Source organism: Acinetobacter courvalinii, from assembly GCF_014635545.1.
GTDB lineage: Bacteria > Pseudomonadota > Gammaproteobacteria > Pseudomonadales > Moraxellaceae > Acinetobacter > Acinetobacter courvalinii.
The window spans coordinates 25,539-51,472 of the sequence record NZ_BMDA01000004.1 but is presented as its reverse complement, the minus strand read 5'-3'; the positions used below and the strand labels follow the sequence as shown (position 1 = coordinate 51,472).

The window sequence follows — 25,934 nt, the reverse complement described above, 5'->3', positions numbered from 1 at the left end:
CAGATCTGAATAAAAAATGAAAAATAAAAGTCATTACCCAAATTACAATGTTTCTGATTTTTCAGTTGCAAAATGTGATGGTGGAGTTACTGGTGCTATTGTTTGCGGTGGTTGAGGGCGAAAAGCGTCCTGCTTCAGGGCTTTGGCCAACCCAAACATATACAGCAAAATAATAACGGAAAATGGCAAACCACAGAGTACCACCGCGCTTTGCATGGAGTGGAAACTCCCTGCTAAAAGCAGCCCGATACTGACAATGGTAATCACCACCGACCAGAAAACTCTTAACCAAATTGGCGAATCACTTTCATTGCTACCCCCTTTCGAGGACAGATTTGCGATCATGAGTGTACCAGAACCCACCGGGGTCAAAAACAATACGAAACAAATCACCACAACAATGCCAGCAATATAGGGGTTGAATGGTAAATATTCGAGAAGCTTGAATAGCGATAAAGCGGCATCGGTCAGTACCATATCACCGAGCGCCTGTTGCTTCTGGTTTAAAATCAGGTCAATTGCGGTATTTCCAAAAATCGAGATCCAGGCCAGCGTAAAGCCCAGCGGCACCAGACACACGCCCAGCACCACTTCACGAATGGTACGGCCCTTAGAAATACGGGCAATAAACATACCGACAAATGGCGCCCAGGCAATCCACCATGCCCAGTAAAACACCGTCCATGCACCCTGCCACTCACTTGCCTTGCCATTGTAGAGATACATATCAAAACTTTTGGCAATAAAATGATCGAGGTAATCCCCGGTGTTCTGCACCAGACCATTGAGTAAATGATTGGTTGGGCCGGTGAGGAAGACGAATAACAATAAGGCATACAGCAGACGCAGATTGATACGTGACAGCCAGGCCAGACCTTTTTCAATACCGACCACCGTGGTAATGGTCGCCACAAACATCATCAATAACACCACAGCAATCAATGTTGTATTGTTATTGGGAATGTCTGGGAGCAGATAGTGCAGCCCTGATACCAGCACCAAGGCACCAATGCCGAGGTTGGTGACCAGGGAAATGACTGTCGCCAATATGCCGAAACCATCGACAAAATCACCGACCAGTCCATAAATACGCTCACCAAATATCGGATACAGTGCAGAACGTAATGCCAGCGGCAAATCCAGACGGAAAGCAAAATAACCCAGCGTTACACCGAGCAAGGCATATAGCACCCAGCCATGTATGCCCCAATGCAGGAAGCTATACATCATGGCATCGCGTGCCGCCTGTACTGTACCGCCGGTCCCTTCTGGGGGGCGCAAAAAGTGATCCACCGGTTCAGCCACACCGTAATAGAGCAAGGCAATCCCGATTCCGGCTGAAAACAGCATCGACACCCAGGCCAGATAACCGAACTCGGGTTTGTCGTCATCGCGCCCTAATGGAATCTGTCCGACCCGCGAAAATGCCAGCCAGGCCACAAAACCGAGACACAGAATAATGACCAGCATGTAATACCAGCCGAATAGCTGGTTGGCCTGTCCTTGGACATAGGTCAGCCAGAACTGGCTTTGCTCAGGAAACAGCACAAACAACAGGCCAAAAATGCCAATACTGATTGCGGAGCTCCAAAAAACAAACAAATTTAAACGTATCGGTTCGGATGCGGATCCTTCATTACTTTTTGACACCATGTTCTTGCTCCTTGCAATTGGTGTACTTTCTTAAAAAATAACAAGATAAGTTCTGTTGAGCCCTTATCTGCTTATCCATAAGAAGCCTTCATTTATTACTTTAGTTCTATTCTTGCCTAGCAAAAATTCATTGATTTTTACAGATTATACTTTTTATTGATTGAACGTTCAATCAATAAAAAGTATGATAAAAAAATGTTATGATGCTCTACATTGAGAAATGTTGAATAAAAAGCACCTTGGCAGGGCTTTAAATGGATAAGCATGACAAAGCGTAGAGTAAAACCGGAACATGTGCGACGTGAAGAAATCATTAACGCCGCATTTTATGTGATTTCTGAAGTGGGGTTATCCAATACCACCATTGCACAGATTGCAAAAAAGGCCGAGCTATCAACCGGTATTGTGAGTCACTATTTTGGTGACAAACAGGGATTAATTAATACCTGTATGCAGGAAATGCTTAACGTTTTGCGTCAGAAAACTGACCAATATAAAACAGAAGCAGATCCACATCCAGAAAGCCAGATCAAGGCGATTATTGATTCCAACTTTGATATCAGTCAGGTCAACAAACAAGCCATGCGGGTCTGGTTAGACTTCTGGTCTGCCAGTATGCACCTTCCCGAACTTGGACGTTTACAACGAATTAACGATCAACGCCTGTATTCCAACCTGAAACATTATTTCCTCATGTTGGTCGATGATAAACAGCAGGCAAGCATTGCCGCCCGCGGACTGGCGGCTTTGATTGACGGATTATGGTTACGTGGCAGTTTAAGCAGTCATGATGAGTTTGACAGCCAGCTGGCCCGTTCCATTGCTTACGATTATGTAAAAACGCAATTGCAATTTGCGAACAAGCCTTTGCAGGAGAAACAGAATGAGTGATGCACAAGTTCATCAATTGTATATCCACGGACGTTATGTCGCAGCGACCAGTGGTAAAACATTTACCAGTATTAACCCTGCCAACGGTGAAGTGATCGCAACACTTCAACAAGCCTCACAACAAGACATTGAAGCGGCTGTTCAAAGCGCACAACAAGGCCAGAAAATCTGGGCTGCCATGACCGCAATGGAGCGTTCTCGTATCCTGCGTCGTGCAGTTGATATCTTACGTGAACGTAACGATGAGCTTGCCCAGCTCGAAACCCTCGATACCGGTAAAGCCTACAGCGAAACATCAACTGTCGATATCGTGACCGGTGCCGATGTACTTGAATACTATGCTGGCCTTGCAACCGCCATTCAGGGCGAACAGGTTCCCCTGCGTGAATCAAGCTTCTTCTATACCCGTCGCGAACCCCTCGGTGTAGTGGCTGGGATCGGTGCCTGGAACTATCCAATTCAAATCGCAATGTGGAAATCTGCCCCTGCCCTGGCTGCGGGAAATGCCATGATTTTCAAACCAAGCGAAACCACACCACTGACTGCATTCAAACTTGCTGAAATCTATACTGAAGCGGGCGTGCCAGACGGCGTGTTTAACGTGGTGCAAGGTGCGGGGCGTGACATCGGCCAATGGCTGACTGAACATCCGGTGATTGAAAAAATCTCGTTTACGGGCGGCGTCGAAACCGGCAAGAAAGTGATGGCAAGTGCTGCGGGTTCAACTTTGAAAGAAGTGACCATGGAGCTTGGTGGTAAATCTCCGCTGGTTATTTGTAATGATGCCAACCTTGATCGCGCTGCGGATATTGCAGTGATGGCCAACTTCTTTAGTTCGGGTCAGGTCTGTACCAACGGTACGCGCGTATTTGTACCAAAAGCCATGCTGGCTGATTTTGAAGCAGCGATTGTGGAGCGTGTAAAACGTATTCGTATCGGTGATCCAATGGCTGAGCAAACCAATTTTGGTCCACTCACCAGCTTCCCGCATATGGAAAAAGTATTGTCATTCATCGAGTCTGGCAAGCAGCAAGGTGCGAAAGTGCTGATCGGTGGTGGCCGTGCTACTGAAGGTGATCTGGCCAAAGGCGCCTATGTATTACCAACCGTTTTCAGTGATTGCCGAGATGATATGGCAATTGTGCAGGAAGAAATCTTTGGTCCGGTGATGAGCATTCTTAGCTATGACACTGAGGAAGAAGTGATTCGTCGTGCCAATGCCACAGATTTCGGTCTGGCAGCAGGTGTGGTGACTCAAGACATTACTAAGGCACATCGCATTATTCACCAGCTTGAAGCCGGCATCTGCTGGATCAATACCTGGGGTGAATCCCCTGCGGAAATGCCGGTCGGTGGCTATAAGCAATCAGGCGTGGGCCGTGAAAATGGCTTAACCACATTGGGTCATTACACCCGTATCAAATCGATTCAAGTTGAGTTAGGTGAATATCAAAGCATTTTCTAATGCGTTCACCCTTCCCCCTCAAGATTAATCCTATGTGCCCTGCCATCAGCTGATGGCACTGGCGCTCTCCAGAATACAAAAGGGATAAAGATGAATACTCAAGCATATGACTACATTATCATTGGCGCAGGATCTGCCGGAAATGTACTTGCAACACGTCTGACTGAAGACAAAGATGTGTCTGTTTTACTGTTGGAAGCCGGTGGCCCAGACTACCGTTTAGATTTCCGTACTCAAATGCCAGCCGCGTTGGCCTTCCCATTACAAGGCCGTCGCTATAACTGGGCTTATGAAACCGATCCTGAACCACACATGAACAATCGCCGTATGGAATGTGGTCGTGGTAAAGGTTTAGGCGGTTCTTCCCTGATTAACGGGATGTGCTATATCCGTGGTAATGCCATGGATCTGGACCAGTGGGCAACCATGAAAGGTCTGGAAGACTGGACCTATGCAGACTGCTTACCGTATTACAGAAAAGCTGAAACCCGCGATATTGGTGCCAATGATTATCACGGCGGTGATGGTCCCGTTTCAGTGGCAACGCCTAAAAATGGCAACAACGTACTGTTCCATGCCATGGTTGAAGCAGGCGTTCAAGCGGGTTATCCACGTACCGATGACTTAAATGGCTATCAACAGGAAGGCTTCGGTCCAATGGACCGTACCGTAACACCAAATGGTCGTCGTTCAAGTACCGCGCGTGGTTATCTGGATCTGGCTAAAGGTCGTCCAAACTTAACCATCATTACGCATGCCACCACCAACCGTATCCTGTTTAATCAAAAGCAGGCTGTGGGTGTGGAATATATTATTGGTGCAGACCAAGCCAATATGAAACAGGCTCAGGCCAAGCGTGAAGTCTTGCTGTGTGCCGGTGCGATTGCTTCACCACAAATCCTGCAACGTTCAGGCGTGGGTGAAAGCACTTTCCTGAAATCGATGGATATTGATGTCGTACATGATCTACCGGGTGTCGGTGAAAACCTGCAAGACCATCTGGAAATGTATTTGCAATACCAATGTAAGCAACCGGTTTCACTTTACCCTGCCCTGCAATGGTACAACCAGCCTATGATTGGTGCCGAATGGTTATTCAACGGTACCGGCGTTGGTGCAAGCAACCAGTTCGAGGCAGGCGGCTTTATCCGTAGCTCGGAAGAATTTGACTGGCCAAATATCCAGTACCACTTCTTGCCTGTGGCGATTAACTACAACGGTAGTAATGCGGTGAAAGAACACGGCTTCCAGGCGCATGTTGGTTCAATGCGTTCACCTTCGCGTGGTCGGGTCAAATTGAAATCAAAAGATCCGTTTGAACATCCAAGTATCCTGTTCAACTATATGTCAACCGAACAGGACTGGCGTGAGTTCCGTGATGCGATCCGTATCACCCGTGAAATTATGGCGCAACCAGCGCTTGATCCATATCGCGGTGAAGAAATCAGCCCGGGTAAACATATCCAGACCGATGCCGAGCTGGATGAGTTCGTGCGTACCCATGCCGAGACCGCGTTCCATCCATCATGTAGCTGTAAAATGGGTGAAGATGAGATGGCGGTGGTCGATGGTCAAGGTCGCGTTCACGGCGTACAAGGCTTACGTGTGGTCGATGCGTCCATCATGCCATTGATCATTACCGGTAACCTGAATGCCACCACCATCATGATCGCAGAAAAAATTGCCGATCAGATTCGTGGCAAAAAGCTGCCGCGTTCAGAGGCGGGTTATTACAAAGCGGGTACAACCCCGGCACGCCAAGCGCCGTTACGTCCAATACAATAAAAAGGAAATTCCTCTAGGGGATACCCGGGGCTTCGGCTTCGGGTTTCACTTCATTCAGGGAGAAATGATGAAAAAAACGTTGTTTGTAATTGCACCCTTGGCTTTTTATTTTCAAAGCACCCACGCCACTGAACCCACCTCACCTTACTCTGCCAATCTCACCGCTGCCAGCCAATACGTCTCACGTGGTTTCCAGCAAACCTGGGGTAAAGCTGCCTTGCAAGGGGGACTGGACTACAACCATGACAGCGGTTTTTATGCAGGCACCTGGGCATCGACGGTAAGTGATCGTTTTATTCGAGATGCATCAGTTGAATGGGACGTGTACACGGGTTATAGCCGTACGATCGGGGATTTTACCGTCGGCACTAAAGTCGCCTATTACTATTATCCAGGCGCAAAAACCACGGCTGACACAGGCAACACCCGCTTTGATTATGGAGAAATCATTCCTGAAATTAGTTACGGGCCGCTCAGCGTTAAATATGCGATTACCTATACACAGGATTATTTTGGCAATAATTCAGATACGCTGGGCATAGGAAATAATAAGCACTCACGTGGCTCAGGTTATCTGGATGTAAACTGGTATCAACCGATTACTCAAGGCTGGTCAGTGAATGCCCATTACGGCAATCAGCGCATCAAAAACTTCTCGGCAGCCAACTTTCAGGATGCCAGTTTTGCAGTGAACAAAGAATTGCCCTATAACCTTTCCGGCAGCCTGACCTATAGCAAAGCCTGGGATAAAGACGGTTTTTATCAGCAATATAGCAATGGCAATCCCAATGCCAAAGTCTCCAATCCGATTGATTCCACCGTGACATTCTCACTGACCAAAACCTTTTAATCAGGTCAGTATCAATCAAAGCTCAATCAAAAAGCCGCTACATTGACAGCGGCTTTTCTCATTTTCCCTATTAAGACTTGATCAGTTCAATACCTGAACCCGCCCGTTTTGGATCAATCAGAATTTTGGCATGTTGCTCTGGATCACGTAAGGCTTCAAAGGCATGGCTCACCCCTTCCAGCCCTACGACACCGGTGATCAACGGTGAACAATCGACCTTACCTTCCGCAATCATATGCAGGGTGTCACGGAATTCCAGCGGGGTATAGCCCAGCACATACTGGATTTCCAGTTCCTTATTAATCGCCAATGCAGGTTCAATCTTGTCGCTTTGCATGCAGACACCCACGCCGATAATCCGTGAGAACAGCGGTGCACCCTCCAGAATCTGCTGCATGATCCCAGCCACACCCACGCATTCAAATATCACCGGACGTTTCGGTAATACGCCGAGTTTATCGCCAACGCGCATGGCATTGACCCAAGGTAGTGAGTAAGTCTGAACCTTGTCAAAAATCCCCATACCCATATTAATCGCTTCGGAGACATTGCCTAATAAGCCAAGCTCTTTCCAGTTACTAAATGGCGATTGCTGTTGAGGATCAATCAAGATATCCGCACCGCATTGCTCAGCCAGACGACGGCGGTTCGGCGAGAAGTCACTGGCAACCACGGTTTTAACACCTGCCGCCTTGAGCATAAGAATTACCCCCAGACCCACAGGACCACAACCGATCACAATGGCAGGCTCATTTTTCTTGATTCGACTGCGACGTACCGCATGTAAGGCAACGGCCATCGGCTCAGTCAAGGCAGCACGATCCGCGTCCAGACCATTTGGTACGGCAAACATCAAACTGGATTGCACCAGTACCTGCTCGGCATATCCCCCTGAAGCACTCGGTGACAGCCCAGTCGGCATATAACCTTGCGGATCGACATTTAATAAAGGCATGGCACAAACCAGCGTATCTGCTTTCAATTTACGTCGTGTTTTTGGGCCATAGTCTAAAACTTTGCCACAGAACTCATGACCAAACACTAGTTTATCCGAGGACTTTGCTACTCCATTAAAACCGACGCGCGCAGCCAGATCATGCATGTGATCACAGTGATGCTGCATGTGTAAATCTGAACCACAAATCCCGCAACGGATCACTTCAAGTAAGACTTGTCCCTTTGCAGGAACCAATTGAAGACTGTCTTCCAGTTTTAACTCAGCGTTATGACAAATCAGAGATTTCATCGGATGCTTTCCTTTTTTGTTTTATTCCCATTGTTCGCTTTTAGCACTTTAATCTATTGCAATGACAAGCAAACAATACATGACTCAATCCTGACAAGGGTAATTGTCAAAAACTATGGCCTAAACATCAATATATCGCAGTAATAAAGTCAGCAGCTGGCCCATTTTAGAATAGTCCCAATGATTAAAAAAAGTTTAAAAATTATTCTCTTTTAACTTCAAGTAGATAAATCTAGTTTTCTAAATAACTTCCCTATTTTTATTAAAACGATCAAATTTAAGCCTTGCATTTAATAGTGTCATTATGCCAATATATATTTACTGGCTTTAAGCCACTATAAAAGAGAAGCTAAAAATGGCGATTCAACTTACGACAGCTCAAGCCAATGTTCCCATCGAGTTTTTGCAGTTTTCAGGTGGTGAACGTCATATTCAACTACAAGCTGAGTTGTTAAACCAATTACAGGCCAATACCCGGATCAGAGCCTCACTACAGAACAGTACCGATGTGATGGATTATCTATTACTGGAAAATGTGTTGCTGCAACAAGGTACTGGCCTTTCGGTGGAAATTCCTTATTTTCCTTATGCACGTCAAGACCGTATCTGTGCACAAGGTCAGGCCTTCTCACTAGATTTAATGACCAGATTATTGAATAGCAATAGTGAAAAATTTGCAGGACAGCGTCAGAAAATTGTGGTGTGGGATTGTCATAGCCCAGTGACCCTTGAGTTGTTACGCAAAAATACCCGCTTCCAAGCGGTGATCAATATCGAACCGATTGAGATTATCCAGCAAAGCCCTGCCTTGATGCAGATTTTAAGCGCTGACAATACGGTATTGATCTGCCCTGATGCAGGCGCAACACAACGCACTCAAGCCATTGCCAACGGTATCAATCCGCAACGCCAACACGCCATTGAAGTGATTCACTGTGAAAAAAAACGCGATCCAAGCACTGGAAAAATTAGCACAACTGCGGTGGATAGCCCTGATTTGACAGGAAAAACAGCCGTGATCACCGATGATATTTGTGACGGCGGTGCCACTTTTATCGGGATTGCCAAGCAACTCCGCAGCCTAAATTGTCAAAACATTATTTTGTATGTCACGCATGGCATTTTTAGCAAAGGTCTCGCGGTATTTGATGGCTTGGTCGATCAGGTCTTTACCAGCAATAGCCTGCCACAAGCAGAAGCAAGCAAACTCAACATCATCAATTTTCAAAATTAAGATTTAAAGCAAGAGGCCGATAACAATGAGTATTAAAATTAACCCGCTCAATGCAATTGATTTCTATAAAGCAGATCACCGTCGTCAGTATCCAGTGGGAACTGAATACGTCTATGCCAACTTTACCCCACGTTCATCACGTTTAGCCAAAATGCTGCCTGATTTTGATGACAAGATTGTATTTTTTGGTCTGCAAGGCTTTATCAAACACTTTCTGATTGAAACCTGGAACGAAGGCTTCTTCAATCAACCCAAAGCCAAAGTCGTCGCAGCCTATCAACGCCGTATGGACAATGCCTTAGGTGAAGGCGCAGTGCCGGTCAAGCACATCGAGGCCTTGCACGATCTCGGCTATTTACCTTTAAAAATTAAAGCCTTGCCAGAAGGCAGCCGGGTCAATATCAAGGTGCCGGTATTAACCATTATCAATACGGACCCGAATTTCTTCTGGTTAACCAATTATATTGAAACCGTGCTCAGTGCCGAGCTATGGAAAAGCTGTACCACGGCCAGCATTGCCTATGAATACAAACGCTTGTTGACCCAATATGCAGAAAAGACGGGTGCACCTTTAGACTTTGTTCCGGTTCAAGGCCATGATTTTAGTAGCCGTGGCATGAGTGGGATCTATGATGCAGCCCAGTCAGGTGTGGGTCACTTGACCAGTTTTATCGGGACAGACTCGGTCGCTTCGATTGACTATGCCGAAGAGTACTACAATGCCACAGGTATCGTAGGCGTTTCAGTACCGGCTACAGAACACAGTGTGATGTGTATGGGCAGTGAAGAAAGTGAAATTGAGACCTTTAGACGTCTGATCTGTGAGCTTTATCCTGCCGGTGTAGTCAGTATCGTTTCAGATACTTGGGATTTCTGGCGTGTGATTACTGAATTTAGTGTGGAACTAAAGACAGAGATTTTGCAGCGTAAACCGAATACCCTCGGACTCGCCAAAGTGGTGTTCCGTCCTGACTCAGGTGATCCAGTGAAAATTATCTGCGGTGATCCTGAGGCAGAGCGAGATAGTCCGGCTTATAAAGGTGCAGTGCAATGTCTATGGGAAATTTTTGGCGGTACCAAAACAGCGCAAGGCTATAAAGTCCTTAACGAACGTGTTGGCTTAATCTATGGTGACTCAATTACCCTGGAGCGTGCCCAAAATATCCTAAAAGGTTTGCAAGCCAAAGGCTTTGCTTCAAATAATCTGGTATTTGGCATCGGTAGCTACACCTATAACTATTTGACTCGCGATAGCTTTGGTTTTGCCGTCAAAGCCACTTGGGGTCAGGTTAACGGTGTCGGTCGTGAACTGTTCAAAGACCCAGTGACCGACTCTGGTGTTAAAAAATCAGCCAAGGGCTTATTACGGGTTGAACAGACTGAGAATGGTTTTGAGCTCTTTGATCAGCAAAACTTTGAACAGGAGAACATGGGTGCACTGCAAACGGTATTTGAAAATGGCCAATTGTTAAGAGAATGCTCGCTTGATCAGATTCGGGAAAGATTGGTCTAAGCAGAACTCTCTATGATTAAAACACATCCAGTGATTAGATACTCGGAAAAGTTATCCGCAACCTGAACAAGCCAAAGCGACTAAAGCTTTGGCGCAGTGCAAGATAAATGAAATGAATAGTTAAGCGCTTAAGCAAAGCTTTCGCCTTGCGGTACGGCAAAGATTATCAATCTTTGCTATCTCGTACCTCAGGTTTTGCCTACTACTTTTGCCAAAACAAACGTAGGTCGAGCCTGAACAAACTAAAGCGATTAAAGCTTTAGTGAAGTGCAAGACGTAGTGGCTTATCCTAAAATATGATGAGAACCCAATAAGACTCCGCTATGATATTACTTTATTCCGATTTCTTAATATTTCTATGAGTAAGGAAACTATCCATACCTCCGAACAAGAATACCTTGCCCACTATCAAAAAACCGACTATGACACCCCGCTGTTTACAGTCGATATGGCAATTTTTTCTGTGGCAAAAGGTCAATTACAGGTATTAATGATCCAGCGCTCCAACTTCCCTGAAAAAGGTAAATGGGCCCTTCCCGGCGGTTTTGTTGATTTAAAAACTGATCCGGATTTAATGGCAACAGCACATCGTAAACTACTGGAAAAAACAGGAATTCAATCGCCCTATCTGGAACAGGTTGAAACCATTGGCAATCAACATCGTGATCCACGCGGCTGGTCCATCACTGCTTTATATTTCGCTCTGATTGATTTTGAAAAATTTGCAATTCAAGCCAACAGCACTGCAGAACACAGTCAATGGCTTTCAATCGATCAGGCATTACAGCTGGATTTGGCCTTTGATCACAAACAGTTACTGCAGCTGGCATTTGAGCGTCTTTGCAATAAAACCCGATATACCACGCTGCCGGTCAGCTTGATGCCAGAAGTATTTACCTTGACCGAATTACAGAATATTTATGAAATTATTTTAGGGCATACTTTAGAAAAAAAATCCTTTAGACGGCGCATGCAAGAGGCTGGTGCAGTTGAAGAGACCGGCCAGCAAAAAATTGTCGGCAAGCGCCCTGCTCAACTTTTCCGTTATGCACTCGAGCATTATCATTTTACGTTTCCACGGATGCTGGAAACACCAAGAAATCCAAGTATAGAAGAGATATAGATTACTGAAATTTTAAATATAGCTTTATCTTGCTGGTAATTTTGAACAATGTTAACTTCATCTTAAAATAAGAGTTCTCCATATAAATGAAAAACTATATAGCTGTAATACCATTAGGCATCTTCTCTTTTTGCTTTACTGCTAACGCAGAAATACCCAATTGGTCATTTCCAGACCCCAAAGAATATGCTCTCCATCTCGTTGAGTTATGTAAACCAGAATCAACCTCAGCAATTTTTATTGCAATGCTTCGAGATAAGGGTTTGACAAAAGAACAAGTGACTGCTCACCTCCCGCAAGGCACCTTAAATCATTTACGGCTAACGCAAGTAGTTCAAGAGAACTTAAACGACCTATTTGAATACCCGAATGTAGCGGCGCTATCTTATTATGCTTTTCGTGCTCAAAGCTGTGCTAATGAGAAAGGAGAAGGCAAAGCCGCTATTCATTTTTCCAGTATTGCAAATGATGTCATTACTTGCCAAAACACGTATTCAATCGAAAATCGCCCCGCTCTTGCGGCTTGTATCAGAACACTCATGAAATAAAAAAAGAAAAGAGCTAAGGCTGAACCTTAGCTCTAAACGTTTACTTCCAGGTCTGGCGAATCATATCCACCGCTTTTTCAGCAATCATCACGGTCGGTGCATTGGTATTGCCATTGACCACGGTTGGCATGATCGAGGCATCGATTACACGTAGCCCTTCAACGCCATACACTTTAAGTTCAGGATCTACCACCGCCATCTCATCCACACCCATTTTACAACTACCAACTGGATGATAAACCGTATCGACACGCTGGCGTAAAACCTCGCGGATTTCGTCATCGGTTTTTACATTGGCAGTAAACATATCTTCTTTGATTTTGTCTTGTAAAGCAGGCGCCTGCATCAACTTTTGCGTGACTTTATAACCATCGACCAAATCCTGAAGATCCTGTTCATCCTCAAGGAATTTAAAGTCGATCAGCAATGGATCATCTACATGCTTACCGCTGAGTTTGACCGAACCGCGCGCCCGTGGATTTAACAAACAGACGTGACATGAAATCCCGTGTCCCATATGCATGGTTCGGGCATGGTTATCCACTACGGCGATCACAAAGTGTAATTGCAGGTTCGGTTTGTCTAATTCAGGACGGCTCTTTAAGAAACCACCACATTCTGCATAGTTGGTGGTGAGCAGACCGCGACGTTCTTTACGATAACGTCCCACCTGCTTGAATAGATCCAGACTGCCCCCCATCGAAACTCCAAAGGTACCATCCATCAGCTTGGTTTTATAGGCAAAGATAAAATCCGGATGGTCATGTAGGTTTTCACCCACTCCTGCAAGCTCTTTCACCACTGGAATGCCATGCTTTTCCAGCTCCTGACGTGGGCCAATACCTGAAAGCATCAGGATATGTGGTGACTGGAAAGCTCCCGCTGATAATAAGACTTCTTTATCGGCCTTAATCGTGGTGGTCTGGCCTTTATGCTTATACTCAACGCCTACTGCACGGCCATTTTCAATTACAATGCGTGAAACTTTGGCTTGGGTGACTACATGCAGATTCGGACGTTTTCCAATATACGGGAATAAGTAGCCACGTGCTGCACTCCAGCGCTCGCCTTTCTTCTGGGTGACTTGATAGACACCCAAACCCTCTTGTTCAGCACCATTAAAGTCATCATTCAGTGGATAACCGACCTGTTTTGCTGCTTCGATGAAGGTTTGCTGATAAGGATTATCTGAATGTAAGTCACTGACATTTAAGGGACCATGCTGGCCATGATAGTCATTATGGATACGTTCATTATGTTCTGATTTTCTAAAATACGGCAGCACGTCTTCATACGACCAGCCAGTATTGCCTAATGCAGCCCAGTGATCATAGTCACTACGATGTCCACGGATATAAACCATGGCATTGACCGCCGAACATCCACCTAAACATTTACCGCGCGGCTGATAGCCTCGACGACCATTGAGGCCTTTTTGCGGAATGGTTTCAAATGCCCAGTTATTAATTTTCGTGGGAATGCTGATGACTGCAGCGGCAGGTGTATTCACCAGCCAGCTATTACCCTCTCCACCGGCTTCTAATAAACATACCGAAATATTCGGGTTCTCGGTTAATCGTCCAGCCAGCACCGAACCTGCCGAACCACCACCTATAATTACAAAATCAAAAGCTGTTTGTGTCATCTCAATACTCTGTTTTTTCTTTTTAAAAAGCGGCAATAGTATGCCGAACATGGCATTTCAATACTGTTGTATTTATCTAACCATTTTACTTCATCAAAATTAACTTAACTGGAACGCAATCAAACTACAAGCGCCAAATCTTTCAGTCGATATGCAGTAAATCGCAAGTATTCAATAGCCAATCAAATTCTTATCCTGCCTATTCACTTTTAATCCAAATTCCCTGAATAATTTCACTCATCAATGCTTCAAACTTTTTTATTTAACAAATTAGGTCAATATCACTCCTTCACTTTACTTTGAACTGCCAAATCCACTAAATGAAAAATTGAATAGTTTTATGAACACTAACTTTTTTAAATAGCCCAATATAATTTACTGGATAAAAAATGAAGGCTCTCATTACCAAAGGTTGTCATACAGACCACGGTGGCATAGTACAAGAATCAGAAAATTCATTTTTAGTTGAAGGTATACCTGTACATCTTGAAGGTATGAAACATTTTTGTCCTAAATGCCAAGCAATGGTTTCTACACAATCATCAGGGCGAGGCTTCTTACAGGCTGCTGGTAGATCAATCATCATGGCTGGTGATAAAGCTACCTGAGGAGCCACATATAAGCCAAACCAAAACCTTGTTTTAAGGGAAGTAGGTTCTAGCTCTGGATCATCTGTAAGTGAAACTGCCGTGAGCAATTTCATCAATTCAGGAACAACCAAAATTTTTGATGAACAAGTTGCAGCACAGTTCAGTTTCGCAGAAGGTATGCCCTACTTTATAGAAACAAATGACGGGAGAACGTATCAAGGTACCATCGGAGCTGATGGACGATTACCACGTATTGAAGATGTAGAACAAGGCTCATATTCACTATATCTGGGCGAGCAAGCACTTGAACGGAGTTCGACCTAATGCCAGTAAATCAGACAGCAACAGTCAAAACGAATCCTAAACGTGGCTCAGTCGCTTCTTGTAGTATGGTTGGAATTGCCCCAGTGACCTTTAAAGAATTATGGGCAAATTATGTAGAAGGTGCACCTTATAAGGTTAGAGGCAGCATTCCTAAAGGTTTTGAAAATCAGTGCGCCATTCGCATGAGTGCGACTCTACATAAGGTCGGCGTTAAGATGAGCACTTTCTCACAGAATTATATTAAACCCGAAGGTAATGCACCTACCCTCGGACGTATCCTACTGGATGGTAAGGCAACCGCCACACGCGCTAATGAAATGTCCAAATGGTTAGAGACTCGTCCAGTTTGTGGAATTGGGCCGGCACAGAACATCACAGGATCAAATTGGAAAGATAAAGTTAAAGGCAAAACACGAATCATCTTTTTTGGCGACTATTGGCCAAGAGATGGTGAAAGTTCAGATGCTGCAAGTGGTGGTCATATTGACCTGTGGAATGGTAGTTCAATGACACCTAATATTGCATCAACACTTAGATTTACACTTGGGATTAATAGCCTTAATCTATATTTCTACAGATTATCAGATTTAAATCAGGCTAAAAAAATTATGTTTTTCGAGGTGAGATGATGAGATTTATATCTGCCATTTTAGGGATGATACTCGCATTTATGCTGTCGGTCTTTGCTCAAATGTTAATGTACAAAATGACAGGCCGTTATTACGCTACTGAAACTGCGTCAGGCACATACAGTTACGTGCATTTTGGCATAATTTTCCTTACACCTTTTTGGGGACTGTTCTTCGGTTGGAAATATTGGAGTACCAGACATATTTCATATCTTTGGTTCTTCTCTATTTATTTATTTCTAATGTATTTATTTCATTGGTACTCTGCAACTTATGCAGGTTATCCCTTTTTTTGATTATATTGAAATTAAGCAACTTTCTAAACTAGAGTGAATAATAAAAAGAACCTTAATGGCTTATTTAAAAAAATTTTGCTTTATAGATAAAACAATCAAGAAAATAATATATCTACTTTTAAGTATCATTCTTATAATAATTATTTTTCGGTCTATCATTAATCTATAAACTCATGATTCCTAATGCATTTTTCAAACCAAAGGGGATAGGTACAATCCAACTTTTGGGAAAGTTATATTTTCGTTTGGATTAGTAGGTTTAATTATAGCTACGGCTCAACTTAAGCTATTAAAAAACTCCAGACGTAAAAAAACCGCTAAATTAGCGGTATTTTATCTCATCTTTAAGATGATGGTCGGAGCAGTAGGATTCGAACCTACGACCCCCTGGTCCCAAACCAGGTGCACTACCAGGCTGTGCTATGCTCCGAAATTGGGGTGAATGACGGGATTCGAACCCGCGACAACTGGAATCACAATCCAGGGCTCTACCAACTGAGCTACATCCACCATCAAAATTTAGTTCTATGTACCAAGCGACCAAATGGCGCGCCTGACAGGATTCGAACCTGTGACCATCCGCTTAGAAGGCGGATGCTCTATCCAACTGAGCTACAGGCGCATAACGATGATAATAATATCAAGCGATACTTCGCCGATCTTAAATTAATGTTTTACAACATTATTTTAAATGGTCGGAGCAGTAGGATTCGAACCTACGACCCCCTGGTCCCAAACCAGGTGCACTACCAGGCTGTGCTATGCTCCGATTTCTCAGCTTTTAGTGTATCGCACATCGTGCGGTACGGTGTGCATTCTAGGCGCGACGCCCTAGAACGTCAACACCTATTTTTCAAAAATATTAAAAATCCTTACCAAATGTATATTTAACAAGCATCTTGATGCTTTTTAACGCTTTAATGAGGCACTAAAGTTCAACATTCGATCTAAAGGCAATTTAGCTCGTTCTGCCAAAGCTGGATCAACGTGTATTTCTTGATCGGCATGCTGCAAGACATGCAAAATTCCATCTAGTTCGTTCATTGCCATCCACGGACAATGCGCACATGAACGGCAAGTTGCCCCCTCACCTGCAGTTGGTGCTTCAAATAATTCTTTATCAGGCACTGCTTGCTGCATTTTATAGAAAATACCCCGATCGGTTGCCACGATCATTTGCTGATGCGGTAAAGTCTGGGCAGCTTTGATCAGTTGCGAGGTACTTCCCACGGCATCGGCAATATCGACCACCGATTCAGGTGACTCTGGGTGCACCAATACCGCTGCATCTGGATAAAGCGCTTTCATTTGCGCAATGCCGCGGGCACGGAATTCTTCATGCACGATACATGCACCATCCCACAACAACATATCAGCGCCAGTTTTCTTCTGAATATAGCGGCCTAAATGCTGATCTGGTGCCCAAATAATTTTTTCACCCAAACTGTCCAGATGCTCAATGATCTCAACCGCACAACTTGAAGTCACCACCCAGTCCGCACGTGCTTTCACTGCTGCTGAAGTATTGGCATACACCACCACGGTATGATCAGGATGCTGATCACAGAATGCCGCGAACTCATCCACAGGACAACCCAGATCCAGTGAACAGGTTGCTTCCAGTGTCGGCATCAATACCGTTTTTTCAGGGGATAAGATTTTGGAAGTTTCTCCCATAAACTTTACCCCCGCTACCACCAGCGTCGTTGCAGGATGATCACGACCAAAACGCGCCATTTCCAATGAGTCAGAAACACAGCCACCCGTCAGTTCTGCAAGCTCTTGCACTTCCGGATCACAGTAATAGTGCGCCACAAGCACAGCATTACGTTTTTTAAGCTCTGCTGCGATTTGAGCGAACTTTTCTTGTTTCACTTCTGGGCTGAGGCTATTGTCCTTTGGCTCGCCCAAACGATCTAAATGCGCCTGCACAATATTTTTGGCTTCGTTCGCAATTAAATTCGCATCATTCATAAAACGTCTTCTCTATCCTGCGTGCTTGCATCATTGCAAAGCTATAACGTGGGTGTCGGGGTGATCATTTGTTGAGAATCACACTGTCCACAAACCAGCTTATAAAAAAAGCCCCACTGTGGAGGCTTCATTATAACGCAAATTTATGAGCGATAATCGGCATTAATTTTCACATAGTCGTAAGAAAAGTCACAGGTATAAACCGTGTCTTTTGCCGTACCACGACCAAGATCAATCCGGATGGTAATTTCTTTTTCAGCCATCACCGCAGCACCTGCTGCTTCGGTATAGTCCGGGTTTGCACCACCGTCCAGGCAAATTTGCACGTCACCCAACCAGACTTGAACCTTGCTACTGTCGAGATTTGGTACGCCCGCCTTACCAATCGCCATCACAATACGGCCCCAGTTTGGATCTGACGCAAATAATGCAGTTTTAATGAGTGGCGACTCGGCAACGCTATAGGCCACATCACAACATTCTTGTGTATTTGCGCCGCCCTCAACCTGAACGGTAATGAACTTGGTTGCCCCTTCACCATCACGTACGATTAATTGCGCCAGACGATCCATAATACGGGCAAGCACATCGAGTACTTGTTGATAACGTGCATCGTCTTGGTTCTGGATTTCTGCACCACCTGCCAAACCGGTTGCCACAAAGATACAGGAATCATTGGTCGAGGTATCACCATCAATGGTAATGCGGTTAAAGGAATGCTCAACCGTGGTTTGCAATAAGCGCTGTACCAGTTCTTGGCTAATCGGCGCATCGGTTGCAACGAAGCTGAGCATAGTCGCCATATTCGGACGGATCATACCTGCACCTTTGCTGATTCCCGTCATGGTATAGGTCAAGCCATCTAGTTCGAACTGTTCGGATGCACCTTTCGGCGTAGTATCAGTGGTCATAATGCCAGATGCCGCTTCAGCCCAACGATCTGCGTTTAACTCATTTAATGCAGGCTGAATGCCTTGCAGTAAACGCTCAATCGGGAGCTGCTCACCAATCACACCGGTTGAAAACGGTAAAATCTGGTTCGTCTGTACACCGGTTAACTCAGCCAGTTTGGCACAAGTCGCTTCTGCATTTTGATAGCCGATTGTACCTGTTGCAGCATTAGCATTACCTGTGTTGATAATCAGGTAACGTGGGGTATTTTCTGTTAAATGCTTTTTACTCAATTGAACAGGCGCAGCCGCAAAAGCACTCTGGGTAAATACCCCGGCGACCTTTGATCCTTCAGCAAATTCAAAAATGACTAAATCTCGTCGATTTGGATAACGAACATACGCCTCAGTTGAGCCAATTTTTACACCCTGCACCACATGCATAAGTGGCATAGTTACGTCACCAACAGCCATTTTTAAACTTCCATTCAATTTGTTATGAAAAAGAAAATGAATACATACCCTATATATGAGACTCGGAAAGGTCATCTACAACCTGCGTGGTATTTGTAATATCCCGTTTCTGCGATAGATAAAACAAATGCAACAAGTGAACAGGTTTTGTAGATGACAATGCCTTTGGTTACTTTGGGCGAAACCAAAGTAACTCGAACCGAAGGTTATTCCTAATATTGGATTACGCTAAGCAAGACACCGCCTCGCGAATAACCGAGTTACGATTCAAGTCATAAAATATGTGGATTCATATCTGTTAAGTAGCTTATTCCAAAAAGAAATGAAAATCGAGTATTAACACTACGGATTATGGAATTTGGCTTTGCTCTAAACTGAGTAAAATCTGCTTCTTATCCAGACCACCCGCAAAACCCACCAACGCCCCACTCGAACCAATCACCCGATGACACGGCGCAATAATCGAAATCGGATTCTTACCATTGGCAGCGCCCACCGCACGCACCGCTTTCTCATTCCCTAGCTGTACTGCAATCTCTTTATAACTGCGCGTTTCCCCATAAGGAATACTCAATAATGCTTGCCAGACCTGTTGCTGAAAAGCCGTTCCCTGAAAATCCAGAGGTAAATCAAATTGCTGACGTTGCCCTGCAAAATACTCTTGTAATTGTTGTTTCACTTTATGCAACATTGGATGCTGGCGATCTTCAACCAGCTCGGCTAAACGAACCCGTTTATGGTCTTCGTTATCCCACATCACCGCAACCAGTGCCTGATCATGTGCAACCAGTTTTAATGCGCCTACAGGCGAATCCATATACATATAAACCAGTTGCATCATGTTCTCCTTAAGTGGTTAATTTGATGACAGTTTCATCAGCATCAAACCCGATACGATCAAGACTGCTGCAATCATTCGCATCGCGGTCATCGGTTCGTTTAACACCATGATCCCGACAATAAAAGATCCAATCGCACCAATCCCGGTCCAGATGGTATATGCCGTTCCCAGCGGAAGGGTGCGCATTGACATCGACAGCAACACCACACTTAAAACCATGAAAACGATGGTCACGATACTTGGCGTTAATTTGGTAAATCCTTCAGACAACTTCATTGAGTATGCCCAGATGACTTCAAAAATACCTGCCAAAATTAAAATTGCCCACGCCATTTTATTACGCTCAACTTTATCAAGGGTTGGGTCGTCCCAACGTGATTCTTTCGAGGGAGGTCGTCCTCCTAAGCTCAGCAGTGTACTGTAAAATAAACCATGATGTAATTTGTTATGTTTCAACTCGGTTGAAAATTTCAGTAATGAACAGTGACTGCCCCTATTTCTTTCGTAAGGTTTTTAACCATTGTGCGAAACGTGCAAGAAGCTTGGACAAGAACTGTTGTAGCTGGTTTAACGCATTGTTTTCTGATGGGTTCAATTGGCCAGTAGCTGTCTTGTTCTTGGCAGTTGCAAGCTCTAAAGGCTCATAATGTGGCATGGTTTGCTGTAGCTCAGCCCCTAGATTGAGGCGCTGTAAAGCCACAGTGACAGTCTCAATCGGGTCTTGATGATAAAGCGCCAAATGTCGGGCATCTACATCAATACAGTGTTCAAGTAACAGTGCTGAAAAAGGAATGAGAGCCTGTCTTACCCGCTGTTCATGTGCAGCGCTACACATTGCCGGAATATGATAAAAACTGACATACATGCTACCCTCAGAGAGAATGCGTTCAGATTGAGAAGTAGAGACGTGCTGAGGCTTTTCACCCGCTGGAGTAGCGTGAGTATTTTTATCTGTTATTGGATTGTGTTGTTGTTCTAAAGCCATTTATGCACCATGAATGACTCAAAAAAGATACTGTTAGTATAAACTAACAGTATCCCGAAAAAATGACATTTTAAACAAAATATCAAAACTTTAGCGTAAGTCCTGCACCATAGATCCAACCTGTTTTAGAATCCGTAGCTTCTTGCCAGTCAGTCGCCTTGCGCCCTTTGTTATAGCCATAAGCCACATCAATAAAAGGCATTACACGGTTCTTCACAATTTCATAGCGGGTTTTAATCCCGAGTTCCGCATCGGCAAGCCCGGTTTTGGCTGCATATTTGGATTGATCTCGTAGCACCCATTCCATTTCCAGATAAGGCTGCATAATCAACTTTTGTGTGAGCAAGAAATCACGTTCAGTTTCTAGCACAAAGCGCCATTGCTGATCCTGTCCCGCATACAGATGGGCATCGGTTTCAAAGAAATATTGCGCCATGCCGTGCACACCCACAACACCTTCAAACTGTTCCTTATCGACTTGATGCTCAGCGTTATAACGATAATTTACGCCAGCTTGAACATCCCAAAAATCTGAAATATTACGGCTATACAGGGCCGCAATACGTTGCTCCGATTTTTCAGACTCGGCCTTGGCATAATCGGCGTTGATAAACAGTTTATTTTCATCGCTACCCACCCAGGTTTTTAACTTAGATTTAACTGTACCCTTGTCATCCTCATCCAGCAACCATGCAGTATCCAACTGAGTCGATTGATAGATTTGCCCGCCATGTTCACGGGTATGGTCGTGCTGTCCATGTTCTGTTTCAGATGGTTGCTGAACTGTTGTCTGCCGTTGGTGCGGTGAATGATCCATTGGGGATGCGGCAGCCACCGGCATATGCTGCTGTGCAGGCATCTCCATTTGCATCATGGCGTCATGTCCTTCATGCGCATAGGCTATTCCACTCAACGAAGAAACCATGCCACCGATTGCCAACAATTGTGTATATCGTTTCATTTTGCAAACTTGCTTAGTGATGTGCATGGCTCGCTCCTTGAGATGATTGAACAGGGGCTTGAACTGGCATTTTTGAATCGTCTACATTGGCAACAATCAGCTTGCTCATCATGCCTGCACTCATGTGATATAACAGGTGACAATGGATTGCCCACTCCCCTAATTCATCCGCAGTCAACAAGGCCGTAACCGTCTTGCCAGGCGGTACAATCACGGTATGCTTATTCGGCATATCTTGCAGTGCCTGCCCATTTTCTAGCTGCATAAACATGCCATGTAAATGCATCGGATGCGCCATCATACTGTCATTGACAAATTTCAGGCGGATACGCTCACCATAACGCACCGTTAAAGGCTTAAAGTCAGGATCACTAAACTTCTTGCCATCAATGGTCCAGATATAACGCTCCATGGTTCCACCCAGACGAATTACCACTTCACGTTCTGCTGGACGGCTATATTTTTCTGGCTGGGGTTGCAAGGATTGTAGATCGGCATAGGTTAAGGCTTTCTGACCTGCAGGTGTTGCCGCATTGGCCCAGCCCTGTACCGTATCCGTGCCTTCTTGTGTAGAAGAGTCTGCCATTTGATGCTGACCATGCTCCATCTCTTTCATGTTCATCTGTGCATGGGCACTATGATCCATTTGTGACATGTCCATATTTTCATGTGAAGCATGATCCATTTGTGACATGTCCATATTTTCATGTGAAGCATGATCCATGCCTGCATGTTGTTTAGAGACATCAGCCTGTTTGTCCCGAGCAATCTGATGCTGGCTATGATCCATCTTGCTCGTATTCATTTCAGCATGTGCACTATGATCCATGGCAGGTTGTGAGGATGTTGCAGCGTTCACCTGTTGCTGTGGCATCTGGTGCTGACTATGGTCCATTTCGCCCATTTTCATTTGACCATGCGAGCCATGATCCATGCCCATGTCTTCCATGGTCAATAAAGCACGCGGACGTGCTTTTGGAATCTGGACACTGGTCGGACGGGTCAGCATTTCATTCTGCAATGAGCCGATGGCAAAACCAGAACGATCGATCGACTCTGCTTCAATTTGATAATGTGCCTGTTTTGGCTCGACCAGTACATCATAAGTTTCTGCGGTGCCAATACGGAACTCATCTACAGGAACAGGCTTTACTGGCTGTCCATCAGCACTGACCACGGTCATTTTCAGGTTGGGAATACGTACATCAAAAAACGACATCGCCGATGCATTGATAAACCGTAAACGAACCTTTTCTCCCGCCTTAAAAGCACCGGTCCAGTTTTGTTGCGGGGTCTGACCATTGACCAGAAAGGTATAACCCGTAACATCGGACAAGTCCGTTTTTAGCATGCGCATCTGGTTCCACATCGAACGATCTTGCCAGGTTGCTTTCAACCCTTGTTGCTTGAACTGTTTCCAGACGTCACCGACTGTTTCACGCTGGTTCTGATAATACTCGGCTGATTTCTTCAGATTTGCCATGATCTTGTCGCTTTCGGTGTCATGGAAATCAGACAACATCACCACATAATCACGCTCAGCTTGTTCATGTGCTGCAACAGGCTGCTTTCCTTTGGGATAAATCACCAAAGGACCATATAAACCATCCTGTTCCTGACCCTTGCTGTGCGCGTGATACCAGTAAGTGCCATTTTGACGAACCTTAAAACGGTACTCAAAACTGCCATTCGGTTTGATGCCTTTGAAACCGTTAAAGCCTGGTACACCATCCATGAGTCCGGGTAAAAGTAGGCCATGCCAATGTAAAGAGGTATCTTGATCTTTGAGCTGGTTATGAACATGAATGACAGCTTCATCCCCCTCCTCAAACTCAAGTAATGGAGCAATAAACTTACCATTCACGGTAATACGTTGCACCGGTTTACCCGTCACATTGACAGTACCCTGATTAATATTGAGATGATATTCCTTGATTGCAGCCACACTATAAGGTGCAAACAATAAGCTTAGGCTAGCGACAACACCAGCATATATTTTTGAGGACATGATGATTTCCTAATCTGTTAACTTTAAAAATGCTCAGCTCCCTTTTCACAAAGAGCAAGAGCCTGCAAAGACAGATCAGGTTCTAGGTGGGCGTAAAATCTCTTGCCAATAGCCTGCCAGATGCCGCGCCTGATAATCCGTATGGATATGCGTACTCAGCTCTAAAAGTGGCGAAGCAGAAAGGCTTGGGGTATTTTGGTCTAAAGCGAAATTGATGCTTTGACAAGGCGAGGTACTATTACAATCCTGACAATGCAGATGGTCCTGCATCTGTCCGTCATGACATTGACCTGGACTCATGCGATCTGCATGTGAGCTTTGTGCAGAATGATGTTGCATCATTTGCTGATCATGACAGGATAAGCTTGAAACCGTAGATGAATGATGAGAATGAAGCTCTTGAACTGCTGCAACGGCCGCACTGCTGCCCCCAATGAAAAAGATCATCAGGAATACAAACCACAGATGTCTGTATTGCTTGCGAAATTGCACCAAGGGTTCCTTGTTTCCATCAATTCAGGTAATTGAATATGCCTAGCATAATTTCTTTTGACTTTATGCACAATGATCTCCCTGTTTAAATTCTTACCCCACCATTCAAAATCATTATGCTTTTGCTGTTTTATTGGTCACTCCTACCACTTTCACTCAATGCGCAAAAATAGTGCAAAATAAATAAGTTAGCGCATAAAAAAAGGACAAAAACTTGTCCTTTTTCCATTATTTTGCTGCCAATGTAAGCAACTGAAATCATTTTGTTTATTTTAACAACATCTTATCCACTTGGTTATCAACACGGTTATCCACCCAGTTATAAACAAAGTTATCCACAAGCCTAGGTGAAAAATAGGATGAAAACACTAAACTTCTGTTGCACCGACTTGAGCCAGCTCTGCACGCATTTGGTCAATCACGGCTTTATAGTCTGGTTGACCAAAAATTGCTGAACCCGCAACGAACATATCCGCACCCGCCTCGGCAATCTCACGGATATTGGCAGGACCCACACCGCCATCGACTTCCAGACGGATATCACGACCACTGGCATCAATAATCTGACGTGCCTGACGTAATTTATCCAAAGTCATCGGGATGAATTTCTGTCCGCCAAAGCCTGGGTTTACGCTCATTAATAAAATCTGGTCGACTTTATCCAGCACATAATCAAGGTAATGTAAGGGTGTCGCCGGGTTAAAGACTAAGCCGGCTTTTGCACCACCCGCCTTGATCAGTTGCAAAGAACGGTCAATGTGATCGGTTGCTTCCGGATGGAAAGTAATGATTTCCGCACCTGCTTCAATAAAATCACCAATCATGCGATCCACAGGCGAAACCATCAGATGCACATCAATAGGTGCTTTAATCCCGTAGTTTTTCAGTGCTTTACACACACCTGCACCAAACGTCAGGTTGGGTACATAGTGGTTATCCATCACATCAAAATGTACAACGTCTGCACCTGCAGCTAGAACTTTTTCCACCTCTTCACCTAAACGCGCAAAATCAGCAGATAAAATCGAAGGAGCAATCAAATAAGGCTTGGACATGGATGACCTGGCAAACTCTGAGAAAAATGATAAGGCGATTATAGCAAATTCAGCCCACTTAGGGCTGTTACAAAGTCATTATTCAAGCATTGCAAACTTGCAACAACGCGTTGCATCTCAACTATTTTTATCTGCTTTATGCTTTGTTATGTTAGTCAATGAAATAAGAGGAAGAAAAGCAACATGAATAGCAGCACCAATATCACGACGACTGAAGGAAAACGCATCAGTAAACGTTTGCTTAATCACTGGAAGCATAAGTTTGAAGTTGCAGAAACGGAAACAGAGACAAAAATCTTTATGCCTACTGCAACCGTTACCCTCACACCGCATGAACAGCATTTGGCGGTACTGATCGAAAACCAGCAAGAGGATGTCGCACATCTTGAACAGGTGGTGATCAATCACTTAAACCGTATGGCACAGCAGGAATTTGTGGCTGAATGGCAGCACAATTAACAA

25 protein-coding genes and 4 tRNA genes are annotated in these 25,934 nt (G+C 44.6%); 13 read left to right on the top strand and 16 right to left on the bottom strand.

Features of this window, described 5'->3' with window-relative positions:
• Positions 1-42 precede the first annotated feature (42 nt).
• Entirely contained in the window at positions 43-1,653 is a 1,611-nt protein-coding gene (locus tag IEV39_RS14205; RefSeq protein WP_005228887.1) for a BCCT family transporter, read from the bottom strand.
• Positions 1,654-1,917: 264 nt separating this feature from the next.
• Between IEV39_RS14205 and betI the strand changes: the two genes are divergently transcribed.
• The 4 genes from betI (at position 1,918) to IEV39_RS14185 (ending at position 6,644) form a co-directional block, all read left to right on the top strand.
• Positions 1,918-2,544 carry a transcriptional regulator BetI gene (betI, locus tag IEV39_RS14200; protein WP_005228886.1) on the top strand — a complete coding sequence of 209 codons (627 nt, stop codon included), beginning with the start codon at positions 1,918-1,920 and terminating at the stop codon, positions 2,542-2,544.
• Positions 2,537-4,009 (top strand): betaine-aldehyde dehydrogenase, encoded by a 1,473-nt coding sequence (gene betB / locus IEV39_RS14195; RefSeq protein WP_005283583.1) that lies wholly within the window; start codon positions 2,537-2,539, stop codon positions 4,007-4,009. The genes betI and betB overlap by 8 nt, the downstream gene beginning before the upstream one ends.
• 90 nt (positions 4,010-4,099) lie before the next feature.
• Positions 4,100-5,794, top strand: coding sequence for a choline dehydrogenase (betA, locus tag IEV39_RS14190; RefSeq protein WP_005283581.1), 1,695 nt, complete (start codon positions 4,100-4,102; stop codon positions 5,792-5,794).
• Between the two features lie 67 nt (positions 5,795-5,861).
• Complete coding sequence (locus IEV39_RS14185) at positions 5,862-6,644, top strand: TorF family putative porin (RefSeq protein WP_005283579.1); 783 nt, start codon at positions 5,862-5,864, stop codon at positions 6,642-6,644.
• 70 nt (positions 6,645-6,714) lie between these two features.
• On the opposite strand, the gene IEV39_RS14180 is transcribed toward IEV39_RS14185, so the two are convergent.
• Positions 6,715-7,890, bottom strand: a complete 1,176-nt coding sequence (locus IEV39_RS14180; RefSeq protein WP_005283576.1) for a zinc-binding dehydrogenase — start codon at positions 7,888-7,890, stop codon at positions 6,715-6,717.
• 355 nt (positions 7,891-8,245) lie between these two features.
• On the opposite strand from IEV39_RS14180, the gene IEV39_RS14175 reads away from it, so the two are divergent.
• From IEV39_RS14175 to IEV39_RS14160, 4 genes are all read left to right on the top strand, one after another.
• Entirely contained in the window at positions 8,246-9,124 is an 879-nt protein-coding gene (locus IEV39_RS14175; RefSeq protein WP_005283573.1) for a phosphoribosyltransferase family protein, read from the top strand.
• 25 nt (positions 9,125-9,149) lie between these two features.
• Positions 9,150-10,637 (top strand): nicotinate phosphoribosyltransferase, encoded by a 1,488-nt coding sequence (locus IEV39_RS14170; protein WP_005283570.1) that lies wholly within the window; start codon positions 9,150-9,152, stop codon positions 10,635-10,637.
• A gap of 358 nt (positions 10,638-10,995) precedes the next feature.
• Complete coding sequence (ntrR, locus tag IEV39_RS14165) at positions 10,996-11,760, top strand: ADPR responsive transcriptional repressor NtrR (RefSeq protein WP_005283567.1); 765 nt, start codon at positions 10,996-10,998, stop codon at positions 11,758-11,760.
• An 86-nt stretch (positions 11,761-11,846) separates the two neighbouring features.
• Positions 11,847-12,308 carry a hypothetical protein gene (locus IEV39_RS14160; protein WP_005283563.1) on the top strand — a complete coding sequence of 154 codons (462 nt, stop codon included), beginning with the start codon at positions 11,847-11,849 and terminating at the stop codon, positions 12,306-12,308.
• Positions 12,309-12,348: 40 nt separating this feature from the next.
• Here IEV39_RS14160 and IEV39_RS14155 read toward each other — a convergent pair whose 3' ends face one another.
• Positions 12,349-13,953 (bottom strand): GMC family oxidoreductase, encoded by a 1,605-nt coding sequence (locus IEV39_RS14155; RefSeq protein ID WP_005228877.1) that lies wholly within the window; start codon positions 13,951-13,953, stop codon positions 12,349-12,351.
• Positions 13,954-14,342: 389 nt separating this feature from the next.
• Here IEV39_RS14155 and IEV39_RS18550 point away from each other — a divergent pair, with 389 nt between their 5' ends.
• The 3 genes from IEV39_RS18550 to IEV39_RS14145 all read left to right on the top strand — a co-directional run bounded on the left by IEV39_RS18550 (position 14,343) and on the right by IEV39_RS14145 (position 15,496).
• The gene (locus tag IEV39_RS18550) at positions 14,343-14,561 is read left to right on the top strand and encodes a PAAR domain-containing protein (RefSeq protein ID WP_005283560.1); all 219 of its coding nucleotides are present in this window, start codon (positions 14,343-14,345) and stop codon (positions 14,559-14,561) included.
• An 81-nt stretch (positions 14,562-14,642) separates the two neighbouring features.
• A complete protein-coding gene (locus IEV39_RS18545) occupies positions 14,643-14,867 on the top strand; it encodes a hypothetical protein (protein WP_050560206.1) in 225 nt (74 codons plus the stop codon).
• The gene (locus IEV39_RS14145; protein WP_005283557.1) at positions 14,867-15,496 is read left to right on the top strand and encodes a type VI secretion system amidase effector protein Tae4; all 630 of its coding nucleotides are present in this window, start codon (positions 14,867-14,869) and stop codon (positions 15,494-15,496) included. Before IEV39_RS18545 ends, IEV39_RS14145 begins: the two co-directional genes overlap by 1 nt.
• A 649-nt stretch (positions 15,497-16,145) precedes the next feature.
• On the opposite strand, the gene IEV39_RS14140 is transcribed toward IEV39_RS14145, so the two are convergent.
• The 13 genes from IEV39_RS14140 to rpe form a co-directional block, all read right to left on the bottom strand.
• Positions 16,146-16,222, bottom strand: a tRNA-Pro gene (locus IEV39_RS14140).
• 4 nt (positions 16,223-16,226) lie between these two features.
• Positions 16,227-16,302: transfer RNA gene (locus IEV39_RS14135), tRNA-His, on the bottom strand.
• A gap of 35 nt (positions 16,303-16,337) precedes the next feature.
• A tRNA-Arg gene (locus tag IEV39_RS14130) sits at positions 16,338-16,414 on the bottom strand.
• Between the two features lie 70 nt (positions 16,415-16,484).
• Positions 16,485-16,561, bottom strand: a tRNA-Pro gene (locus IEV39_RS14125).
• Positions 16,562-16,701: 140 nt separating this feature from the next.
• Positions 16,702-17,766, bottom strand: a complete 1,065-nt coding sequence (gene nadA / locus IEV39_RS14120) for a quinolinate synthase NadA (protein WP_005228872.1) — start codon at positions 17,764-17,766, stop codon at positions 16,702-16,704.
• Between the two features lie 143 nt (positions 17,767-17,909).
• On the bottom strand, positions 17,910-19,130 hold the full coding sequence (gene argJ, locus IEV39_RS14115) for a bifunctional glutamate N-acetyltransferase/amino-acid acetyltransferase ArgJ (protein WP_005283551.1): 1,221 nt from the start codon (positions 19,128-19,130) through the stop codon (positions 17,910-17,912).
• Between the two features lie 349 nt (positions 19,131-19,479).
• Positions 19,480-19,968: a methylated-DNA--[protein]-cysteine S-methyltransferase gene (locus tag IEV39_RS14110; protein ID WP_005283548.1), complete on the bottom strand. Its 489-nt coding sequence runs from the start codon at positions 19,966-19,968 to the stop codon at positions 19,480-19,482.
• An 18-nt stretch (positions 19,969-19,986) separates the two neighbouring features.
• The gene (locus tag IEV39_RS14105; protein ID WP_005228866.1) at positions 19,987-20,304 is read right to left on the bottom strand and encodes a DMT family transporter; all 318 of its coding nucleotides are present in this window, start codon (positions 20,302-20,304) and stop codon (positions 19,987-19,989) included.
• A gap of 160 nt (positions 20,305-20,464) precedes the next feature.
• The gene (locus IEV39_RS14100; protein WP_005283544.1) at positions 20,465-20,956 is read right to left on the bottom strand and encodes a hypothetical protein; all 492 of its coding nucleotides are present in this window, start codon (positions 20,954-20,956) and stop codon (positions 20,465-20,467) included.
• Between the two features lie 82 nt (positions 20,957-21,038).
• Positions 21,039-21,944 carry a copper resistance protein B gene (locus tag IEV39_RS14095; protein WP_005283541.1) on the bottom strand — a complete coding sequence of 302 codons (906 nt, stop codon included), beginning with the start codon at positions 21,942-21,944 and terminating at the stop codon, positions 21,039-21,041.
• Positions 21,931-23,925 carry a multicopper oxidase domain-containing protein gene (locus IEV39_RS14090; protein ID WP_005283539.1) on the bottom strand — a complete coding sequence of 665 codons (1,995 nt, stop codon included), beginning with the start codon at positions 23,923-23,925 and terminating at the stop codon, positions 21,931-21,933. The genes IEV39_RS14095 and IEV39_RS14090 overlap by 14 nt, the downstream gene beginning before the upstream one ends.
• Positions 23,926-24,000: 75 nt before the next feature.
• Positions 24,001-24,417 carry a hypothetical protein gene (locus IEV39_RS14085; RefSeq protein WP_005283537.1) on the bottom strand — a complete coding sequence of 139 codons (417 nt, stop codon included), beginning with the start codon at positions 24,415-24,417 and terminating at the stop codon, positions 24,001-24,003.
• Positions 24,418-24,785: 368 nt separating this feature from the next.
• Positions 24,786-25,472 (bottom strand): ribulose-phosphate 3-epimerase, encoded by a 687-nt coding sequence (gene rpe / locus IEV39_RS14080; protein ID WP_004774957.1) that lies wholly within the window; start codon positions 25,470-25,472, stop codon positions 24,786-24,788.
• Here rpe and IEV39_RS14075 point away from each other — a divergent pair.
• Positions 25,471-25,659 (top strand): hypothetical protein, encoded by a 189-nt coding sequence (locus tag IEV39_RS14075; protein ID WP_032868125.1) that lies wholly within the window; start codon positions 25,471-25,473, stop codon positions 25,657-25,659. The two genes, rpe and IEV39_RS14075, sit on opposite strands and share 2 nt — an antisense overlap.
• On the top strand, positions 25,656-25,931 hold the full coding sequence (locus IEV39_RS14070) for a DUF2218 domain-containing protein (RefSeq protein WP_005283533.1): 276 nt from the start codon (positions 25,656-25,658) through the stop codon (positions 25,929-25,931). The genes IEV39_RS14075 and IEV39_RS14070 overlap by 4 nt, the downstream gene beginning before the upstream one ends.
• The last annotated feature ends 3 nt before the right edge of the window (positions 25,932-25,934 follow it).

Coding starts and splice junctions, on each gene's coding strand:
- IEV39_RS14205 (WP_005228887.1), bottom strand. CDS start 1,653: ATGGTGTCAAAAAGTAATGAAGGATCCGCATCCGAACCGATACGTTTA.
- betI (WP_005228886.1), top strand. CDS start 1,918: ATGACAAAGCGTAGAGTAAAACCGGAACATGTGCGACGTGAAGAAATC.
- betB (WP_005283583.1), top strand. CDS start 2,537: ATGAGTGATGCACAAGTTCATCAATTGTATATCCACGGACGTTATGTC.
- betA (WP_005283581.1), top strand. CDS start 4,100: ATGAATACTCAAGCATATGACTACATTATCATTGGCGCAGGATCTGCC.
- IEV39_RS14185 (WP_005283579.1), top strand. CDS start 5,862: ATGAAAAAAACGTTGTTTGTAATTGCACCCTTGGCTTTTTATTTTCAA.
- IEV39_RS14180 (WP_005283576.1), bottom strand. CDS start 7,890: ATGAAATCTCTGATTTGTCATAACGCTGAGTTAAAACTGGAAGACAGT.
- IEV39_RS14175 (WP_005283573.1), top strand. CDS start 8,246: ATGGCGATTCAACTTACGACAGCTCAAGCCAATGTTCCCATCGAGTTT.
- IEV39_RS14170 (WP_005283570.1), top strand. CDS start 9,150: ATGAGTATTAAAATTAACCCGCTCAATGCAATTGATTTCTATAAAGCA.
- ntrR (WP_005283567.1), top strand. CDS start 10,996: ATGAGTAAGGAAACTATCCATACCTCCGAACAAGAATACCTTGCCCAC.
- IEV39_RS14160 (WP_005283563.1), top strand. CDS start 11,847: ATGAAAAACTATATAGCTGTAATACCATTAGGCATCTTCTCTTTTTGC.
- IEV39_RS14155 (WP_005228877.1), bottom strand. CDS start 13,953: ATGACACAAACAGCTTTTGATTTTGTAATTATAGGTGGTGGTTCGGCA.
- IEV39_RS18550 (WP_005283560.1), top strand. CDS start 14,343: ATGAAGGCTCTCATTACCAAAGGTTGTCATACAGACCACGGTGGCATA.
- IEV39_RS14145 (WP_005283557.1), top strand. CDS start 14,867: ATGCCAGTAAATCAGACAGCAACAGTCAAAACGAATCCTAAACGTGGC.
- nadA (WP_005228872.1), bottom strand. CDS start 17,766: ATGAATGATGCGAATTTAATTGCGAACGAAGCCAAAAATATTGTGCAG.
- argJ (WP_005283551.1), bottom strand. CDS start 19,130: ATGGCTGTTGGTGACGTAACTATGCCACTTATGCATGTGGTGCAGGGT.
- IEV39_RS14110 (WP_005283548.1), bottom strand. CDS start 19,968: ATGCAACTGGTTTATATGTATATGGATTCGCCTGTAGGCGCATTAAAA.
- IEV39_RS14105 (WP_005228866.1), bottom strand. CDS start 20,304: ATGGCGTGGGCAATTTTAATTTTGGCAGGTATTTTTGAAGTCATCTGG.
- IEV39_RS14100 (WP_005283544.1), bottom strand. CDS start 20,956: ATGGCTTTAGAACAACAACACAATCCAATAACAGATAAAAATACTCAC.
- IEV39_RS14095 (WP_005283541.1), bottom strand. CDS start 21,944: ATGCACATCACTAAGCAAGTTTGCAAAATGAAACGATATACACAATTG.
- IEV39_RS14090 (WP_005283539.1), bottom strand. CDS start 23,925: ATGTCCTCAAAAATATATGCTGGTGTTGTCGCTAGCCTAAGCTTATTG.
- IEV39_RS14075 (WP_032868125.1), top strand. CDS start 25,471: ATGGATGACCTGGCAAACTCTGAGAAAAATGATAAGGCGATTATAGCA.
- rpe (WP_004774957.1), bottom strand. CDS start 25,472: ATGTCCAAGCCTTATTTGATTGCTCCTTCGATTTTATCTGCTGATTTT.
- IEV39_RS14070 (WP_005283533.1), top strand. CDS start 25,656: ATGAATAGCAGCACCAATATCACGACGACTGAAGGAAAACGCATCAGT.